The organism is Rhodovulum imhoffii (assembly GCF_003046545.1).
GTDB classification, from domain to species: Bacteria; Pseudomonadota; Alphaproteobacteria; order Rhodobacterales; family Rhodobacteraceae; genus Rhodovulum; species Rhodovulum imhoffii.
In genome coordinates, this window is the sequence record NZ_QAAA01000022.1 from 1 (window position 1) to 17,498 (window position 17,498).

Annotated in this window: 18 protein-coding genes; 13 read left to right on the top strand and 5 right to left on the bottom strand. The window is 62.6% G+C overall.

What is annotated here, in order from left to right:
- Positions 1-462 precede the first annotated feature (462 nt).
- From C8N32_RS12945 to tsaD, 4 genes are read right to left on the bottom strand one after another with little or no spacing between them, the layout of a single operon-like run.
- Positions 463-873, bottom strand: a complete 411-nt coding sequence (locus tag C8N32_RS12945) for an EVE domain-containing protein (protein ID WP_107893411.1) — start codon at positions 871-873, stop codon at positions 463-465.
- Positions 873-1,148: a YciI family protein gene (locus C8N32_RS12950; RefSeq protein ID WP_107893412.1), complete on the bottom strand. Its 276-nt coding sequence runs from the start codon at positions 1,146-1,148 to the stop codon at positions 873-875. Before C8N32_RS12950 ends, C8N32_RS12945 begins: the two co-directional genes overlap by 1 nt.
- A gap of 1 nt (position 1,149) precedes the next feature.
- On the bottom strand, positions 1,150-2,112 hold the full coding sequence (locus C8N32_RS12955) for an NAD(P)H-dependent glycerol-3-phosphate dehydrogenase (protein WP_107893413.1): 963 nt from the start codon (positions 2,110-2,112) through the stop codon (positions 1,150-1,152).
- Complete coding sequence (gene tsaD / locus C8N32_RS12960; protein ID WP_107893414.1) at positions 2,109-3,206, bottom strand: tRNA (adenosine(37)-N6)-threonylcarbamoyltransferase complex transferase subunit TsaD; 1,098 nt, start codon at positions 3,204-3,206, stop codon at positions 2,109-2,111. The genes C8N32_RS12955 and tsaD overlap by 4 nt, the downstream gene beginning before the upstream one ends.
- A gap of 74 nt (positions 3,207-3,280) precedes the next feature.
- Between tsaD and C8N32_RS12965 the strand changes: the two genes are divergently transcribed.
- The 9 genes from C8N32_RS12965 (at position 3,281) to C8N32_RS13005 (ending at position 13,805) form a co-directional block, all read left to right on the top strand.
- The gene (locus C8N32_RS12965) at positions 3,281-4,003 is read left to right on the top strand and encodes a uroporphyrinogen-III synthase (protein ID WP_107893415.1); all 723 of its coding nucleotides are present in this window, start codon (positions 3,281-3,283) and stop codon (positions 4,001-4,003) included.
- An 84-nt stretch (positions 4,004-4,087) separates the two neighbouring features.
- A complete protein-coding gene (locus tag C8N32_RS12970) occupies positions 4,088-5,224 on the top strand; it encodes a COG4223 family protein (protein WP_107893416.1) in 1,137 nt (378 codons plus the stop codon).
- Positions 5,225-5,235: 11 nt separating this feature from the next.
- Positions 5,236-6,675 (top strand): heme biosynthesis protein HemY, encoded by a 1,440-nt coding sequence (locus tag C8N32_RS12975; RefSeq protein ID WP_107893417.1) that lies wholly within the window; start codon positions 5,236-5,238, stop codon positions 6,673-6,675.
- A gap of 1,120 nt (positions 6,676-7,795) precedes the next feature.
- Positions 7,796-9,352 (top strand): Hint domain-containing protein, encoded by a 1,557-nt coding sequence (locus C8N32_RS12980; RefSeq protein ID WP_107893418.1) that lies wholly within the window; start codon positions 7,796-7,798, stop codon positions 9,350-9,352.
- A 99-nt stretch (positions 9,353-9,451) separates the two neighbouring features.
- Positions 9,452-10,528, top strand: coding sequence for a Hint domain-containing protein (locus C8N32_RS12985; protein WP_107893419.1), 1,077 nt, complete (start codon positions 9,452-9,454; stop codon positions 10,526-10,528).
- Positions 10,529-10,633: 105 nt separating this feature from the next.
- Complete coding sequence (locus C8N32_RS12990) at positions 10,634-11,524, top strand: sulfotransferase family protein (protein ID WP_107893420.1); 891 nt, start codon at positions 10,634-10,636, stop codon at positions 11,522-11,524.
- Positions 11,517-12,953 (top strand): class I adenylate-forming enzyme family protein, encoded by a 1,437-nt coding sequence (locus C8N32_RS12995; RefSeq protein WP_170106807.1) that lies wholly within the window; start codon positions 11,517-11,519, stop codon positions 12,951-12,953. Before C8N32_RS12990 ends, C8N32_RS12995 begins: the two co-directional genes overlap by 8 nt.
- On the top strand, positions 12,946-13,587 hold the full coding sequence (locus C8N32_RS13000) for a GNAT family N-acetyltransferase (RefSeq protein WP_107893422.1): 642 nt from the start codon (positions 12,946-12,948) through the stop codon (positions 13,585-13,587). Before C8N32_RS12995 ends, C8N32_RS13000 begins: the two co-directional genes overlap by 8 nt.
- Positions 13,584-13,805, top strand: a complete 222-nt coding sequence (locus C8N32_RS13005) for an acyl carrier protein (protein ID WP_107893423.1) — start codon at positions 13,584-13,586, stop codon at positions 13,803-13,805. Before C8N32_RS13000 ends, C8N32_RS13005 begins: the two co-directional genes overlap by 4 nt.
- A 232-nt stretch (positions 13,806-14,037) precedes the next feature.
- On the opposite strand, the gene C8N32_RS13010 is transcribed toward C8N32_RS13005, so the two are convergent.
- Complete coding sequence (locus C8N32_RS13010) at positions 14,038-14,904, bottom strand: branched-chain amino acid aminotransferase (protein ID WP_107893424.1); 867 nt, start codon at positions 14,902-14,904, stop codon at positions 14,038-14,040.
- 198 nt (positions 14,905-15,102) lie between these two features.
- Between C8N32_RS13010 and C8N32_RS13015 the strand changes: the two genes are divergently transcribed.
- The 4 genes from C8N32_RS13015 to C8N32_RS13030 all read left to right on the top strand — a co-directional run bounded on the left by C8N32_RS13015 (position 15,103) and on the right by C8N32_RS13030 (position 17,487).
- A complete protein-coding gene (locus C8N32_RS13015) occupies positions 15,103-15,594 on the top strand; it encodes a MarR family winged helix-turn-helix transcriptional regulator (RefSeq protein WP_425319744.1) in 492 nt (163 codons plus the stop codon).
- A complete protein-coding gene (locus C8N32_RS13020) occupies positions 15,591-16,289 on the top strand; it encodes a response regulator (RefSeq protein WP_107893426.1) in 699 nt (232 codons plus the stop codon). Before C8N32_RS13015 ends, C8N32_RS13020 begins: the two co-directional genes overlap by 4 nt.
- Positions 16,290-16,372: 83 nt before the next feature.
- Positions 16,373-16,615, top strand: a complete 243-nt coding sequence (locus C8N32_RS13025; protein ID WP_107893444.1) for an exodeoxyribonuclease VII small subunit — start codon at positions 16,373-16,375, stop codon at positions 16,613-16,615.
- 2 nt (positions 16,616-16,617) lie between these two features.
- Entirely contained in the window at positions 16,618-17,487 is an 870-nt protein-coding gene (locus C8N32_RS13030) for a polyprenyl synthetase family protein (protein WP_107893427.1), read from the top strand.
- Positions 17,488-17,498 lie beyond the last annotated feature (11 nt).

Consider the following 17,498-nt stretch of genomic DNA (forward strand, 5'->3'; position numbering starts at 1 on the left):
GAACCCCTCAGGATCCTCAACAGAAAAACGGTACATCTCAGAATAACGAGGCGCATCAATGTGCGAACTCAAAGCAAAATCCGCCAAAGGCGGGTGAATTGCTGCGGCTTCCGCTTTGGTCTCGGGCATGGTCTCCTCCTGGGCTTTGTCGCGCGGCGTTATCCGCCTGTACTTTGCAAGCTGCCCAGAAATTGACACATTCTTGTAAAAAATGAACTTCCTATTTGTTTTTGGTGATAAATTTGGTCAATTTCATGACTGAATCCAGAAAAAATTGTAAATTGATTGACTCCCGCGCGCCCTGAAGCTTCGCAAAGTTAGAGTCAAATCCTGCGCAATTTTCCTTTGAAGACGGGGTCCGCATCGCATAGCCTGACTTCGCCAGTCAGGATGATGGCCCTTCATAAAGTTTCACGCCTGGTGCGCGTGGGGTGATGGGGTGCGGCACAGGCCGGCCCCCCATCAATCGCCCATTTCACAGATGATGCGCCACTCGGCCTCGGTCACCGGCTGGACCGACAGGCGGGAGTTGTTGACCAGAACCATATCGGCAAGGCGCGGATCCGCCTTGCACATCTCCAGCGTCACCGCCCGGCGCAAGGGGCGTATGGCTTTAACGTCAACGCACTCCCAGCGCGGGTCGTCGGTCGTCGAATCGGGATGCGCGGTGGCAATGACCTCAACGATACCCACGATCGCCTTTTCCTTGAGGGAATGATAAAAGAACCCCAGATCGCCCAGCTTCATGGCGCGCATGTTGTTTCGGGCCTGGTAATTGCGCACCCCGTCCCATTCCTCACCCAAATCGCCCCTTGCAACCTGATCCTCCCAGCCCCAGGTGTCCGGTTCGGACTTGAACAGCCAGCAGGCCATCAGCCCACCACCTTCTTCCATCCCTGGATGGTAACGCTTTCGAACATCTCCGCCCGCGCGTAAGGATCATGCGCCGCCCAGGCCTCGGCGGCGCCCCTGTCCGCAACGTCCAGCACCACAAGCGACCCGCACATCTCTCCCGCATCATCCAGGAACGGCCCCGCCTGAACCACCACGCCGGTATCGCGGATATAGGCCAGATGGGCGTCCCGGTTCGTCTTGCGAATCCCGAGACAACCGGGCTTGTCCTTGCAGACCAAAGCAAAAAGCGGCATGTCATTCCTCCTTCAGAGGCCGGCTGAGAAGAGCTTTCACAGCTTCGGCAATGCTGCGGCGCCCGTCAATCACATGGGCAACGCTCGCGGTCACCGGCATGTCGATGCCCTGCGCCTGTGCAAGCGCCGCAACCGCACGGGCAGTAGCAGCGCCTTCCACGGTAATCCGCGGATCGAAATACGCCCCCTGCCCCAGCGCACGCCCATAGCGAAAGTTGCGCGACTGTTCGGACGTACAGGTCAGCACGAGATCCCCGAACCCGGACAAACCGGCCAGTGTCTCGGCTTCCGCACCACGGGCGCGGGCAAAGCGCAGCATTTCAGCGAAGCCACGGGTAATCAGCGCCGCGCGCGCACTTTCGCCCAGCCCCGCCCCCATGACGATCCCCGACGCAATCGCCATCACGTTCTTCAGCGCCCCGCCCAGCTCCGTCCCTGTGGTGTCGGTACTGCGATACAGACGCAGCACAGGGGTGGAGAGCTGTTCCTGAAGCGCGGGCCCAACAGGATCGGCACAGGCCAGCGTCAGCGCGGTGGGCAACCCCTGCGCAATGTCGGTGGCAAAGCTCGGCCCGGTCAGGACCGCAGGGGTGGCGGCAGGACAGTTTCGCGCAATGATCGCCGTAGGACCAAGCCCGGAGGCCAGGTCCACCCCTTTGCAGCAGGCCACCAGCGGGCGACCGTCCAGAACCGCGCCATGCTCCTGCAAAAACCCGGACAGCGCCTGCATCGGCACCGCCAGCAAGACCACCGCACCACCGGCCAAGGCCGCAGCCTCGGTCGTAAGCGTCACGTTCTCGGGCAACAGCACGCCGGGCAGGCGCGGGTTTTCACGGGTTTCACGCATCTGCGCCACCTGCGCCGGATCCCGCGCCCAGAGGGTAACCTTGCGCCCCGCCTGCGCCAGCGCCACAGCCAGCGCCGCCCCGAAAGCACCCGCTCCTGCGATCGAGATGCTGCTCATGCTTTTGCCCCTTTCTTTCCGGTGCCCAGCATGGCCGGGCTGACCGTATCCAAGGGCCAACGCGGGCGGGCGGCAAGTGTCATGTCATCGCAGTGCCCGGCTCGAAAACGCTCAATCCCGGCCCAGGCGATCATCGCGGCATTGTCCGTGCACAGGCGCAGCGGCGGCGCAACGAACCGCAGCCCGGCCTCCTCCGCCAGCACCCGAAGGGCGGCACGCAGGCTGGCATTGGCCGCAACCCCCCCGGCGACGGCAATCGCGGGGCTGTCAGGACCCTCTTGCAGGTAGAGCGTGATTGCACGGCGGGACTTTTCAACCAGCACATCGCGGACAGCCGCCTGAAACCCTGCGCACAGATCGGCACGGTCGGCACGGGTCAAGCCGCCCTTTTCCGCAATCAGGGCGTCGCGGGCACGCAACAGCGCGGTTTTCAGCCCGGAAAAGGACAGGTCACACCCCGGCCGGTCCAACAGAGGGCGCGGAAAGGTGAACCTTGCCGGATCCCCCGCCGCCGCCTCGGCCTCGACCGCCGGGCCGCCGGGCTGGGGCAAGGCCAGCAACCTGGCCGTCTTGTCGAAAGCTTCTCCGGGAGCGTCGTCGATCGTGCCGCCAAGGCGGGTGAAATCTTCCGCCCCACGCACCATAAGGAACTGGCAGTGCCCGCCGGACACCAGAAGTATCAGGTAAGGAAACGCCAGCCCATCGGTCAGGCGCGGGGTCAACGCATGCCCGGCAAGATGATTGATCCCGACCAGAGGCAATCCGCTGGCCGCCGCCAGCCCCTTGGCACACATCACCCCCGACAGGACACCGCCAATCAGCCCCGGCCCGGCCGTCACGGCAATGGCATCCAGCGCCGCCAGGCCAACGCCCGCCTCCGCCAGCGCGGCCTCGACACAGATATCCACCTTTTCGGCATGGGCACGGGCGGCGATTTCAGGAACGACCCCCCCGAACGGCGCATGCAGATCCGTCTGGCCCGCCACCACGGAAGAAAGAATTTCCGGGCGCGCGCCGGAGGCGTGCCGAACCACCGCCGCAGCGGTATCGTCGCAGCTGCTCTCCAGCCCGATGAGGGTCAGTGTCGCGCCCATGGTCTTTCCGTTGCGTGGCCTCGATATGGCAGGTAACACCGGCGCAGGTTCCGCACAATCCCGACAGGTAGCATATGTCTTCCCCGCGCATAACCCTGATCCTGACCCGGCCCAAGGCGCAATCGGCCCGCTTTGCCAGCCAGTTCGCAATGCGTTTCGGAGACGCCATCCCGGCCGCGATTTTCCCGGTGATGGAAATCGTGCCGACCGACGCTCCGATCTCAGTAGATGGAATCGCCGGGCTGATCTTCAGTTCGGAAAACGGCGTGGCCGCATTTACCCGGTCCTGCGGCGCCCGCGACCTGCCCGCCTGGTGCGTAGGCGCGCGCACCGCCGCAGCCGCCCGCCGCGCCGGCATGGAAACAAGAACCGGGCAGGGCAATGCCGAAGATCTGATCGCCCGCATTACCGCCAACCCGCCGGAGGGGCGGCTTCTGCATGTTCATGGCGTCCACTCACGCGGCGCCATTGCCCCGCGACTGACCGCTGCCGGCATCCCGACCGGAGAGGTCGTCGTCTACGATCAGATCGCCCGCCCCCTGCCCCCCGAGGGCCGCGCGACACTGGAAGCGGCGGAGATCGCGCTTTTGCCGCTTTTTTCCCCGCGCAGCGCGGCGCTGGTTTCCAAGGGCCTGGCGGGCAGCGATGCGCACCCATGGGTCGCCACGATGAGCGCCGCCGTGACCGATCGCTGGGCCGGCCCCGTCCCCGCACGGCTGGAACAGGCAAAGAACCCCTCTGCCGCCTCGATGATGGATGCCCTGGCGAACCTGATTGACGCAGCCCGTGCGGGTTGAGGGAACGCCTGCGTCAAGCTAAGCTGCCCGCGACGTCGCGACGCGTCGTGTGGACAGTGTATTCAAATCGAAAGGCGGGTAGCCGTGGAGAACTCCGACAAAGAGACAGAAGCCGAAGGCGTAACGTCGCCCGAAACCGGGTCCGAAACCCCGGCAGCACCGGAGGACGCGCGCATCGAGGAGGCCGAGATCGTCGAAGCCGCGCCAGAAGAAGACATGGCACAATCACCCGCCGAAGATCCCGCCCCGACCACGGCCGAACCGGCGCCGCAGAAACGCTCCGGCGGACTTCTCGGCGGTGTGATCGGCGGTTTGCTGGCCGCTGCCATCGGCTATGGTGCCGCTCAATACATCAAGCCGGAGGGCTGGCCCTTTCCCGGCACCGGCACAACCGGCTCCGAGATGAACGCCAGTGCCGACAAACTCGCCGCACTGGAGGCACAGGTCGCCAGCCTGGCCAATACCCCGGCCCCCGAAGCCGCACCGGACCTGTCCGGCGATCTCGCGGCGCTGGGCGCGCGGCTGGACGCGCTGGAGGCGCGGGTCGAGGACCTGATCGTCACAGGTGGAAATGACGAGGCTGCCGCCGCGCTGGCCGCTTACGAACAGGAAATCACCGCCATGCGCGAGGAACTTGCTGCGCAGCAAGCCCGCAACGCGGAACTCGCCGCTTCGGTTTCAACGACCTCCGACGAGGCAGAGGCCCTGATTGAAGAAGCCCGCAAAACCGCCGAAGCCCAGAAGGCCCGTGCGGCAATGCTGCGCATCGCGGCCGCGCTGGACAGCGGGGAAAGCTTCGACGATGCGCTCACCGATCTTGGCAATACCGAAATCCCCGAGGCATTGTCCGGGGTTGCCCAGGACGGGGCCCCCAGTCTGGCAGACCTGCGCAGCACCTTCCCCTCCGCCGCGCGGGCAGCCTTGGCTGAATCTCTCAGGGAAACCGCCGAGACCGAACCCGCGGGCAGGTTCACGGCCTTTCTGCGCAGCCAGCTTGGCGCGCGCTCCCTCGCCCCGCGTGAGGGTGACGACCCGGACGCGGTCCTCTCCCGCGCCGAGGCGGCGGTCGATTCGGGCGATCTCGACCAGGCGATCGGCGAACTTGCCACGCTGCCACAGGCCGGCCAGGATGCGATGGCCGACTGGGTGGCTGCGGCCTCCGCGCGGATCGAGGCCCTGGCCGCGGCCCGTTCCCTCTATGAAAGCCTGAACAGCAACTGAGGACGCGAAACATGCTTTGGTCTCTTATCAAGATCCTTTTCTTCGTCGTCCTGGTCGCAGGACTGACCTATGGCGCCGGACTGCTGATGGAAACCGGCCCCGGCATCCGCGTGGCCATAGGCGACATGGAGTTCACCTTCGGCCCCCTTCAGGCGGTCATTCTGGCGCTGCTTCTGGTGCTGTGTGTGTGGGTGTTGCTGAAAGTCGCCGGGTTTCTGGTGGCGCTGCTGCGGTTCGTCAACGGGGATGAAACCGCAATCAGCCGCTATTTCAACCGCTCTCGCGAACGGCGTGGATTTCAGGCGCTGGCTGACGGCATGACGGCGCTGGCCGCAGGCGAGGGTCGCCTTGCCATGTCCAATGCCGCCAAGGCCGAACGCTTTCTCCGGCGCCCGGAACTGACCAACCTGCTGACCGCCTACGCCGCCGAAATGACCGGCGACAAACGCAAGGCCACCACGGTTTACAAGAAACTGGTAAGCGATGAGCGGACCCGCTTTATCGGGGTGCGTGGCCTGATGAAGCAAAAACTGGACGAAGGCGACACAGACACCGCGCTGAAACTGGCGGAGAAGGCCTTTGCCCTCAAACCCCGGCATGAGGAAACGCAAGATACGCTGCTTCAGCTTCAGGCCGGCCACGAGGACTGGAAGGGCGCGCGCCAGACCCTGAATGCAAAGCTGCGCCATGGCAACCTGCCCCGTGATGTGCACCGCCGCCGCGATGCGGTACTGGCCCTGCAAGAGGCCCGCGATGCACAGGCCGATGGCGAAACCGCCCGGGCCCAGGAAGCTGCAATCGAAGCAAATCGCCTGTCGCCGGACCTCGTGCCCGCGGCGATCATGGCCGCCCGCAGCTACGTGGAACAGGACAAACCCCGCTTTGCGGCCAAGGTTCTCAAAAAGACATGGGAAACCCAGCCGCACCCCGAACTGGCGGCCGCTTTTGCCGAAATCGCACCCGATGAAACCCCCGAAGAACGCGTGAGGCGCTTTGGAGAGCTGACATCGGCCCGTTCCGATCACCCGGAAACGCGGATGCTCAAGGCGGAGCTTTACCTTGCTGCAGAGGACTTCCCTGCTGCGCGCAAGGCGCTGGGCGATCTGGTAGAAACCGCGCCAAGTCAGCGTGCCCTGACACTGATGGCCGCGATCGAGCGCGGCATGGGCGCCGAGGAAGCCGTGGTGCGCGGCTGGCTGGCACGGGCGGTGAACGCCCCGCGTGGGGCCCAGTGGACCTGCGACAGCTGCGGAACCGCCCATGCAACATGGGCCGCGGTCTGCCCCAGTTGCAAGGCCTTCGACACGATGAGCTGGAAAGAACCGCCCGAAGGCGAACTGGCCCAGCCCGGTTCTGCCGGGATGCTGCCACTGATCGTCGGAACGCTTCCGGCGGCGGAGGAAGGGGGCGACGCCGGGGCCGGAGAGGCTGAAAAAGCCGCTGCGAACTGAACCCGGCATTCCGATCCACCCTCTGCCACCGGGGTGGATCGGACGCGACCGGGGCTTATCGCCCACGGGGACGCGACCTGTCTGGGGCATGCGGGAATTTATACATCCTGAAATCGCGCACGCTTCGTTTTCGCCCCTTGGCTGGGGTGAGGCGACGCGCCGCCGGAGGGTACATTTTTGGCGGATATCCGGGAACAGGACAGATACAAACTTCATTCGGCAGAGCCCGGGAATTTCGTTTTCACCGGAACACCGGATTGCCCGCAAGCATGGGCTGCCTTGCGGTGGAGCCTTTTGAAATCATACGGCCTCACCGCTTTCGGGCGTTGAAATTACAGCTAGTCCAGCGATAACCGTTGCGCGGACCCGGTGCGTGCAAAAGGGCCGGGCAAATTTCCGGGCGCTCTCTCTCCCGCAAAAGCCCGAGGCTGCGCAGGGCGCTTCTCCGTCGATCCGCAACTCGGATCTGTGGCTTTGACACCCCGCGTCTTTTCGGCACCGGTGCCGAAATTGGGCGTGGGCAGTCCTGCCCTCTTCCCCGAATTCCGATGGGAACCGGCGTGATTCGAATCACTGGGTCACATCAACCGCGTTTCGCCATGTCGACAAGAAACCGGCCCCGCATACCGCCCAGACCACATCGTCATGATATTGCAAGGGGGGATATTCGCCCTCTTCTCCCTTGACGCGATGCGGGTGCTGGGGGCCGGGCGAAATCTGGAAACCACGGATTCATTAAATTTTTCGCCAAATTCATTATCTTTTTTGACGCGCCTATGAACATTTCATGTGGGAGGCGCCTGCAATCATTAGAAAAGAAATCGAGCATCCTTTTTGGAAAAGGCCTGCGCAAGACAAGCAGGGGAAAAGAAGACAGCATCACAAGCTTACAGAGATTCCTATGAGGTTCGACCCAAAAGATTCAAATCATACTCGGATTAAAATTGCCTTGGAGGGTGAGGGTCTAAAGCAACCCGAATTAAATTCAGGATACGTGTTTGCACATTTTGATAGCCTTAGGAGACGTTTCGGCAGGCGCTCACCGGCTTCAATGGGGATATATGTAAAATCGGTTGTTCGCTGAACATGAATTGTTCACACAACTTAACGGAGTATAACGATGGCCGATCATGACAGTATCTACCGGGAGGTTCTGGGCGACGCGGACGCTTCGACGGTCGGTCGCGTGAAAACGGTCGCTGGCTTCATTTACAGCATCTCCACGGCAACCGATATCACCCGCTCCGGGGGAGACGGGAGAGCCCCCGAGGGCAGCGACGATTTGCGGAACGATCCGTTCGGCGCAGCCGGTCGACAGGACATCGAAGATCAGGTCGTAAGCGGCAAAGCCTGTGACGGCATGCTCCAGACCACGAGGTCCCGCGCATTTGTTCACGATTTGGGCGGTAATCTCGTCGGCAAGGGATGCGAACTCGTTCTCGAGATGGCCGGAGATGGGATTGCCGACCGGCCGGGTGAGATCGTCGGGTATTTCCTGACCGGGGGACCAGGGGAGGAGGATGTCGCCACCCCCTCTACAATCCCCCATGAAAGGCCTGAATCCGCCGCGCTCTATGACGATATCGCCGCGCCATGCCTTACACGGGAAACGCCCATCCGGGCCGATACCGGCTCCCGGAGGGTCGAGACGCTTCGCCCCGGCGTCCGGATCGTGACACTGAACCGTGGGGAACACCCCATTCGCCGGGTCGGGTCAGGCAAGAAGGCCGGGGCCAATCCGGAGGCCCGCCCCAAACCCCGCCCCACTCACATTTCAGCGGGGGTATCGGGTAACGGGTTGGCAGGCCGTGATCTTCTGGCATCCCGCCAGCACAGGAAGATGGTGGCCTCCCACATTGCCGCAAGTCTGCCGGGCACGCACGAATGTCCGGTTGCCGCGAGCAAGCTGGCCGGGCGGCCGGGGGTTTTCGTCGATGAGACCGTCGATGAGGTGAAATATTTCCATCTGATGTTAGACCGACAGGCGATCCGTTTTGCCGAAGATGCCCTGACCGAAAACCTGGGCCTGGACCAAAAGGCACGCGAGACCATTCCACCCGAGTCGCGCGAGGAGGAGACCCTGCCGCTGTTCCCGGCGATGGCCGATCAGGACATCCCCATGACCAGAACCCGGCCAATCCCGGGGAGCCCGCAGCAAAAGCGGCTGGTGGCAGAACTGGCAGCGGCCGCACAGCACCCCGCAAGAGCGCGAAACGCCGCCCATGCGAAGAATAATCCCATGAGTTCGCCTGACGGGAAGCAGGACACTCGTCAGGCCACCCCGCCGTGCCCCGAAAGCAGGCCCCAGCACGGCGGGGACGAATTTGCCCGCTCCAACCAGGGCACCCCTCCCACAGATGACGGGCCGCACCATCCAACCGGAAATTGCGGTCCCGCATCTGACAGATTTCGCCACCTGCGCAAACCCGGGCCATCGCGTCCCGCATACCCATCCGATGAAAGGCATGCCGAAAAGTATACAAACCGCCACATTCTCTTTCTTGCAAATCCAGCTTGTGTTTCGCCACACCGGCACCGCACCCCTTGTGGCAGAAAACCCGACACTCTAGCACTCAATACGAAAGCTTCGTTTCGGTGTACGGCTTCTGACCTTCGGGTCCAGAGCGTCCGCAAGGACGTTCCGGGACCGTCCAGTGCAAACACAAAGCAACCATAAGGTTAACAAAAAATTTGACCGCACCCAAAAGAGTATTAGTCTGCAACTATAGGACCAGGCGCGACATAACGATTCAAGGTTGATACGGAGTAAGCCGGCATGCCGACCTACAATTGGAACATCGACCCATCTCTCACGACCAACGACCCTCCCGGTGACGGGATCTATATGAATTGGGCCGGGCTTCCCGATGCCTCAAGCACAAGCACCTCTGCGGATACTTACAGGATCACCATTCTCGATACGGCCCCCACGCTGTATCTCAAGAAAGGCGGGACAAGGACCTTCAACTCATCCGAAACGACATCGGGCTACGGCTCGGCCGACGATGTGGTTGCCCTGGACATCCAGGCAACCGATTTCGGCGGCACGAAAAAAAACAAAGGCGTGGTCACCTACACCCTGAGATGGGGGAACGCTGACGGCAACGATTCCCTTCGGCTCAAGCTCAATGACAGCATCACTTACTCCCTGACCATCACCGGCCCGGAAAGCGCCACGCTGCGCCTTTTCGACGCCAGCGGTGACGAACTCCGGTTCAGCCTTATCGGTTTTGCCAGTGTGAGTATCGTCTGTTTTACCGAAGGCACGAAAATCCTGACCCCCGAAGGCGAAAAACGGATTGAATCCCTGCAAATCGGCGACCTGGTGGAAACAGCCGACCACGGCCCCCGGCCCATCCGCTGGATCGGCAAGCGCACCTACTACAAGTCCGACCTTCGCCTGCATCCCGAATACCGCCCCGTAAAATTCCGCAAGAATACCTTGGGCAATACACGCGCCCTGTCGGTCTCTCCGCAGCATCGCGTGTTTGTCGACGGCCCGCTGGTGGAGGCGCTGACCGGCGAAAGTCAGGGCGCGCTGGTTCCGGCAAAGCACCTGGTGAACGACAAGTCCGTCATTGTCGACACCAAGGTGGAGGAGGTCAGTTACTATCACATGTTCTTCGACCAGCATGAGATGGTCTGGGCCAATGGCGCACTGGCGGAATCCCTGTATCCCGGCAAGATGTCGCTGCGGTCTCTGGCTGCGGATTCTCGCCGCGAGATCCTGACAATGTTCCCCGAACTGGATCGCACGCCGGGCGAGGTCACCGCCTCCTACGGACCGAAAGCGCGGCGGGTTCTTAAAGCCCGCGAAGCCAGGGAAATCAGCGTCATCCCTGCTGGCGGCTAGAAACCTTGCCCGGCAGATGCGCCACGACATCCCGCAGGATGGGTCCGGGCATACGCCTTGATTTGAAAGGGTCATTGGAGAAAGCTTTGCGCATGGGGTATCTGTATGGGTAAGACATTTCATTTCATTACCGGCCTGCCCCGATCGGGGTCGACCTTGCTGTCGGCCATTTTGCGGCAAAATCCACGAATATCCGCCGAAATGACAAGCCCGGTCGGCTCGCTGACCCAGCACCTTCTGACGCTTTGTTCCAGCAATGTCGAACTGTCGAGCTTCTTCACCTCGCCAGCCAGAGCCCGCCTGATGCGTGCGGTCTTCAGCGCGTATTACGCCGAAAAAGCGGATGATATGGTGATTTTCGACACCAACCGCGCCTGGGCCGGCCGAATTGCGGAAGTCCTGCATATCTTCCCCGACGCCCGCTTCATCGCCTGCGTCCGCGACCCGTCCATGATTCTGGATTCGGTCGAAAGGGTTCTTGAACGCGATCCCATGCGCCTGTCCAGCCTTACCGCCCCCGGTGAGAACATCGCCCAGCGCGCCCGGCGGATGATTTCTCCGGGGGGCTTCATCGGGGATCCCCTGGCCAACCTCAAGAAAGCGGTGTTCGGGCCCCATTCCGAACGTGTGATGATCCTCGAATACGATGCGCTTTGCTTCGATCCGGGTACGGCGATCGACGCGGTTTACCGGTTCGTGAATCTGCCCGCATATGACCATGATTTCGAAAATGTTCGCTACACCGCCGAACGCTTTGACGAACACCTCAACACGCCCGGCCTGCACACCGTCCACGGTCCGGTTCGCTGGCAAGAACGCGAACCGATGCTCCCGTCCGAGATCGTCGAAGACCTCTCGGCACAGCAGTTCTGGAACGCCCCCATGCGCAGCCGCTGCGCACGGGTGCTTTTGGGGGCGAAGGAACAAGGAAACACAAAGCACGATACGGATCACGAGGTTCCGACGGACGAAACCAGGAAGATCGCCCATGCCTGAAACGTTATCATCCCCGCTGGCCGAATTCTGGCACTACTGTGCCCCGTCCGAGCTTGTCGACCTCCAGTCGGGGGAGCGGATCGCCGCAGAGGCATTCGAGATTGCCGTATCGAGACTTGCCGGAAAACTTCCGCCACCTCCCGGCCGCATCCTCATCCGCGCCCGGTCGCCCATTCGGATTCTGACTGCAATCTTCGCTGTCTGGCGCAGTGGAAATACCGCCGTCATCGCCGATTACAGCTACCCGGAGGCGACGGTTGCAAGGTTTTGCGACCGGCTCTGCGTCGCCGCCATCATCACTGACAACGCCATTCAGCAATACGCGGCCCCCCCTGACAGGAACCTGATGGGCTGCGAAACGCCCCCCGCTCTGCTGTTGGCCACATCCGGAACGTCCGGAGCACCGAAATGGGTCGCATTGACCCATACCGGTCTTTCCGCACGGATCGAGGCAAATATTGCCTTCATCGGGCACGCGGCCCTGGACACGGTTTTCGTTCCTCTGCCGCTGTCCTTCGGACACGGCCTGATCGGCAACGCACTGACGGCAATCGCGGCCGGGGGCCGGCTTGTCTTCGACCCCTGCGCCGCCCGGATGCCCATGCGGCTTGGAGAAACGCTGGAGGCACAATCCATCAGTTTCATGAGTTCGGTTCCCAGCCTTTGGGAAACGGCGACACGGTTGAGCCCCTCGCCCAGGCTGTCCACGCCCTTGCGGGTTCATGTGGGCTCTGCCCCGCTGACCACGAGCCTGGTCACCCGCATCCGGAAATGGGCTGGCCCGACGGTGTCGCTTTACAACTGCTATGGCATCACGGAATGTTCGAACTGGATCGCGGCAGCGGCTGTAGATCAGAATTACCAACCGGGCGATGTGGGATACCCTTTTGGTGCCCAACTGGCAATCCGCGCCGACAACGGCGCCATCATGAACAGCGGAGAGGGTGAGATCCTCGTCTCAGGGCCATCGGTAATGGCCGGCTACGTGGATGCCCCTTCGGAAAGCGGCATGGCCCTCGACCGCGGCTGGTTCCACACCGGCGACAGGGGCAGCCTGGACGGCGACGGGCGGCTGCGCCTCGGCCCCCGGATCAAGGACCTGATCAATGTCGGCGGGATCAAGGTGGATCCTTCGGAAATCGAAAGTGCGCTGGCCAGCTGCCCGGAAGTGGCCACTGCGGTCGCCTTCGCGGTCGCGGACGAAATCACCGGGGAGGCGGTCGCGGTTTGCGTCGTCCCCGAGCACGGCTGCCGCCCACCGATCGCCGATCTGCGGGCGCACCTGCAAAAATACACCAGGCGGCCTGCCTGGCCGATCCGAATCGAGATTGCCAACTCCATACCCCTGACCGCCCGCGGCAAGATCAGCCGGACGCTGCTGCGTGAGCGGGCGCTTGAACGTGAAAAGGAAAGGGACAGCCATGACTGACGATGCCGTGGACAAGTCCCCTTTGCCGGGGGGCGGTCCCGCCGCACCGGCGCTTCACCGGCCCAAGCGCATCGAGATCGAAACCGAGCGGTTCCTCATCCGTGGCGTCCGCACGACCGACATCGACCAGACATGGGTGGACTGGGCAGCCGATCGCGAGGCAATGCTGATGTATAATCAGAAGATCGACCCGGAAATTGCACACGCCCATTTCGTGCGCATGGCGCTGGACGTCAATGGCGTACGGACATTCATGCCGGGAATCTTCGACAAGTCCGGGACACCGATTGGGTATTTCCTGATCTCCAGGCGTCCGGGTGCAGGTGTTGCAAGCTTTGAATATTTTCTTGGGGATCGGGCCTGGTGGGGCAAGAACGTGATCCTTGAAACGCGCGCCGCACTGCTGGATTATTTTTTCGAGACGCATGACCTCGTGAAGGCAATGGGCTATCCGTTTGCAAGAAATTTCGCGTCGGTCTTCAATTACAAGGCCCAGGGGTGGATACAGGAGGGCACCCTGATGTCCCATACGGTTTCCGTCGCGGACCCCGATACCCGCCTCGACATGCTTGTATTTCGTCTCTTCAAAGAGGAATGGGATGAGATCCGCAACACCCGGACCACCGCATCATGAAGGCCCGGTATCGCAAGCTGATCGCCGAGGCGCTGGGCGTCGCCCCGCAAGGACTCCCGGATGCGGTCCGTATCGGAGAGACGGAAGGCTGGGACAGCATTGGCCATATCCGGCTCATCCTCATGATCGAGAAACAGCTGCGCCGGCAGTTGAGCGCGGAGGAAATATCCTCCGTCGTGGATTTCGACACAATTTGCACTCTTTTGGATTCGGCCTGACCCTGTCCGCAGACCCCGGAACACCGTGAACTCCCGCTTGCGAAGGGGGTTCTGGGAGAGTTGCCGAACCCGCGCCTTCACGCTGCCTTTCGCTGGGGAATTTCCCCCGTGTCAGTGCCTTTCCGGGCGACCGCCAGGCATGCGCGACCAGAACCGCGACACGAAAAGCCGGGCGCCGGGACGCCCGGACCCGGGGCGCGGCGCCCCCGGTTCCGGGAGGCGCGCCCCGACCTCAGGCGCGCACCAGCTTCTCATAGGTTTGGGCGATGTCACGGGTCAGCGCACCGACCTCGAAGCTGTACGCCCCGATCTGGCCGACCGGGGTAACCTCGGCTGCGGTGCCGGTCAGCCAGCACTGCTCAAAAGCTTCAAGCTCACCGGGTTCGATATGACGCTCATGGACGGCAATGCCCTTTTCCTTGAGCAGCCCGATCACCGTCTGCCGGGTGATCCCGTTCAGGAAACAATCCGCCAGCGGGGTGTGGACCTCTCCATCCCTGACGAAAAAGATGTTGGCGCCGGTCGCTTCGGCCACATAGCCGCGATAATCGAACATCATCGCGTCAGAACAACCCTTGGCTTCCGCAGCATGCTTGGACATGGTGCAGATCATGTAAAGGCCCGCGGCCTTCGCCTGGCTGGGGGCCGTGGCCGGGTCGGGACGTTTCCAACGGGAGATGTCCAGTTTCGCGCCCTTCATCTTGGCCTCGCCGTAATAGGCGCCCCACTCCCACGCCGCGACCGCCAGGCGCACCGGGTTGCGGGCGCTGGCCACGCCCATGTCTTCCCCCGAACCGCGCCACGCCACCGCCCGAACATAGGCATCTTTCAGGCCGCTGGCGTCCAGGATCCGGGCCTTGGCGTCTTCGATCTGCTGGACGGTCCAGGGGATTTCGAAGTCGATCATGCTGGCAGATCGCCTGAGACGCTCGGAATGCTCGAGCGACTTGAAGATCTTTCCATTATAGGCCCGCTCCCCCTCGAATACGGAGGAGGCATAGTGCAACGCGTGTGTCAGAAGGTGCACCCTGGCATCCCGCCAGGGGACAAGTGCGCCATCCATCCAGATCACGCCGTCACGGTTATCATAGCCTGACATTTTCCTTTCCTTTCGGCTGCTGTCCGGTTCGGAAATTTCAAAAATTGCGAAAATTTAGCCCGATCCGGACATAAAATTTCCTGAAATCCCCTGACCGCTAACAATTGATTCTTGGAAAGTCAACAACGCTGACTTAAACTCGCTGAACTTTACCATTGATCCATTCAGGGGGCCACGATGGCGGACAGCGTTACATCCATGACACCCGGAAAAGAAAACCTGCTTTTTCTGACAGATGAGCAATTGCGCAAAGGCATCGAGGCGATGTTCTTCGCCTATCGGGGCTTCACCGCCGATCCGGATCGCATCCTTGAAAAACACGGTTACGGGCGGGCACACCACCGGGCAATTCACTTCATCCACCGTTGTCCGGGAACGACGGTGAACAATCTCCTGGCCATTCTCGGCGTCACGAAACAGTCGCTCAACCGGGTTCTGCGGACGCTGATCGCCGATGGCCTGGTCGAAAGCCGCGTCGGCACACGCGACAAGCGCGAACGCCACCTCTACCTGACCCGTAGCGGCGACGCGCTGGAGCAGGACCTCTCCAACGCCCAGCGCGTGCGGATGCGCGCCGCCTACCGCACAGTGGGGCCCGAGGCCGTCGCCGGCTTCCGGCAGGTGCTGGAGGCGATGATGGACCCTGAAATGCAGCACCACTTCAACCGTCTGCGGGGGAATCGCCCATGACACCCGCATCCCACCTTCTTGTCGTAGACGACGATTCCCGCATCCGGGAATTGCTTCAGAAATTCCTGGTGCGCCATGGGTTTTGGGTCAGCGCGGCACGCGATGCGCCCCATGCCCGCCGCCTGCTGGCCGGGCTGGAGTTCGACCTGATCGTGCTGGACGTGATGATGCCGGGCGAAGACGGCATCTCCCTGACCCAGGCCCTGCGCGAAGATATTTCCACCCCGATCCTGCTGCTGACCGCGCGGGGTGAAACCGAAGACCGGATTCGCGGACTGGAAGCCGGGGCCGACGACTACCTGCCCAAACCCTTCGAGCCCAAGGAACTGCTTTTGCGTATCAACGCCATCCTGCGCCGCCAGCCCCAGCCCGCCCCCGAAGACACCGCCCCGAAGGTTCTGCATCTGGGCCGCGTCCGCTACGACGTCACGCGGGGCGAACTTTGGCACGGCAGCGACCTGATCCGCCTGACCGCAACCGAAATGCAGCTGATGCGGATTTTCTCCGCAGCCCCCAACACGCCGGTCAACCGCACCCGGCTGGTAGAGGACCTGGGCCGCGATGGCGGACAGGCCCAGGAACGCGCGGTGGATGTCCAGATCACCCGCCTGCGCCGCAAGATCGAGGCCGATCCTAAACAGCCGCGCTACCTGCAAACCGTGCGCGGCGCAGGCTACATGCTGGCCCCCGACTGAGTGCGACAATTCCCCTGCCGGTTGGTCTCGACACCGGGGGCGGGATATGGTGTTGATGCACGGAACTGCCGATGGAGCAACGCATGAGCGACAAGCCGATCGCGGAAATGACCTTCGAAGAGGCCATGAAGGCGCTGGAACAGGTTGTGGGCCAGCTTGAACGCGGCGACGTGCCGCTTGCCGATTCGATCACCCTGTACGAACAGGGCGCCAACCTGAAGAAACATTGCGAAGCCAAGCTGAAAGAAGCCGAGGAACGGGTCTCCGCGATCACGCTGGATGACAAGGGCACACCAACCGGCACCAAGCCCGCCGACGAGGTCTGACCATGCTCCGGACACAGCTCCGCTCCGCCGCCGGGCGGATCGAGGAACGTTTGCTCACCGCCCTTGCCGCCGCCGGGGACCAGCCCGTGACCCACGCGATGCGCTATGCTGTGCGGGGGGGCAAGCGCCTGCGCGGTTTTCTGGTCATGGAAAGTGCGGCGCTTTACGGTTTGGGGGTGGAGCAGTCCGTCACCGCTGCCGCCGCCATCGAATCCGTGCATGCCTACTCCCTGGTTCATGACGATCTGCCCTGCATGGATGACGACGATCTGCGCCGCGGCCAGCCCACCATCCATGTCAAATGGGATGAAGGAACCGCCGTTCTGGTCGGCGACGCGCTGCAAACGCTGGCCTTCGACCTGCTCGCCAGCCCGGCCGCACACCCGGAAGCGGCCGTGCGTGTGGACCTTATCGCATCGCTCGCCCACGCCTCGGGGATTGCGGGTATGGTCCTTGGACAGGCACAGGACATCGCGGCCGAAACCGCCGGGCGGGCCCTGACCCTGGATGAAATCACCGAGCTTCAGGCCAACAAGACCGGTGCGCTGATCCGCTGGTCCGCCGAGGCCGGGGCACGGCTGGCCAAGGCTGATCCCGCACCGCTTTCCGCGTATGCCACGGCGCTTGGGCTGGCCTTCCAGATCGCCGACGACATTCTCGATGTGGAGGGCGACACCGCCAGAACCGGAAAGCGCGTACGCAAGGACGCCGAGGCCGGAAAGGCAACATTCGTGTCGCTGCTGGGGCTGGACGGAGCGAAGGCCCGCGCCCGTACCCTCATCGAAGAGGCGGAAGACGCGCTTGCGCCATTTGGCCCCCGGGCCGATATCTTGCGGCAGACGGCCCGCTTCGTTATTGCACGTGACACGTGAACAGGCCCCGG

Excerpts from the sequence above, each read along its gene's own strand:
- C8N32_RS12945 (WP_107893411.1), bottom strand. The coding sequence starts at position 873 with ATGGCCTGCTGGCTGTTCAAGTCCGAACCGGACACCTGGGGCTGGGAG.
- C8N32_RS12950 (WP_107893412.1), bottom strand. The coding sequence starts at position 1,148 with ATGCCGCTTTTTGCTTTGGTCTGCAAGGACAAGCCCGGTTGTCTCGGG.
- C8N32_RS12955 (WP_107893413.1), bottom strand. The coding sequence starts at position 2,112 with ATGAGCAGCATCTCGATCGCAGGAGCGGGTGCTTTCGGGGCGGCGCTG.
- tsaD (WP_107893414.1), bottom strand. The coding sequence starts at position 3,206 with ATGGGCGCGACACTGACCCTCATCGGGCTGGAGAGCAGCTGCGACGAT.
- C8N32_RS12965 (WP_107893415.1), top strand. The coding sequence starts at position 3,281 with ATGTCTTCCCCGCGCATAACCCTGATCCTGACCCGGCCCAAGGCGCAA.
- C8N32_RS12975 (WP_107893417.1), top strand. The coding sequence starts at position 5,236 with ATGCTTTGGTCTCTTATCAAGATCCTTTTCTTCGTCGTCCTGGTCGCA.
- C8N32_RS12980 (WP_107893418.1), top strand. The coding sequence starts at position 7,796 with ATGGCCGATCATGACAGTATCTACCGGGAGGTTCTGGGCGACGCGGAC.
- C8N32_RS12985 (WP_107893419.1), top strand. The coding sequence starts at position 9,452 with ATGCCGACCTACAATTGGAACATCGACCCATCTCTCACGACCAACGAC.
- C8N32_RS12990 (WP_107893420.1), top strand. The coding sequence starts at position 10,634 with ATGGGTAAGACATTTCATTTCATTACCGGCCTGCCCCGATCGGGGTCG.
- C8N32_RS12995 (WP_170106807.1), top strand. The coding sequence starts at position 11,517 with ATGCCTGAAACGTTATCATCCCCGCTGGCCGAATTCTGGCACTACTGT.
- C8N32_RS13000 (WP_107893422.1), top strand. The coding sequence starts at position 12,946 with ATGACTGACGATGCCGTGGACAAGTCCCCTTTGCCGGGGGGCGGTCCC.
- C8N32_RS13005 (WP_107893423.1), top strand. The coding sequence starts at position 13,584 with ATGAAGGCCCGGTATCGCAAGCTGATCGCCGAGGCGCTGGGCGTCGCC.
- C8N32_RS13010 (WP_107893424.1), bottom strand. The coding sequence starts at position 14,904 with ATGTCAGGCTATGATAACCGTGACGGCGTGATCTGGATGGATGGCGCA.
- C8N32_RS13015 (WP_425319744.1), top strand. The coding sequence starts at position 15,103 with ATGACACCCGGAAAAGAAAACCTGCTTTTTCTGACAGATGAGCAATTG.
- C8N32_RS13020 (WP_107893426.1), top strand. The coding sequence starts at position 15,591 with ATGACACCCGCATCCCACCTTCTTGTCGTAGACGACGATTCCCGCATC.
- C8N32_RS13025 (WP_107893444.1), top strand. The coding sequence starts at position 16,373 with ATGAGCGACAAGCCGATCGCGGAAATGACCTTCGAAGAGGCCATGAAG.
- C8N32_RS13030 (WP_107893427.1), top strand. The coding sequence starts at position 16,618 with ATGCTCCGGACACAGCTCCGCTCCGCCGCCGGGCGGATCGAGGAACGT.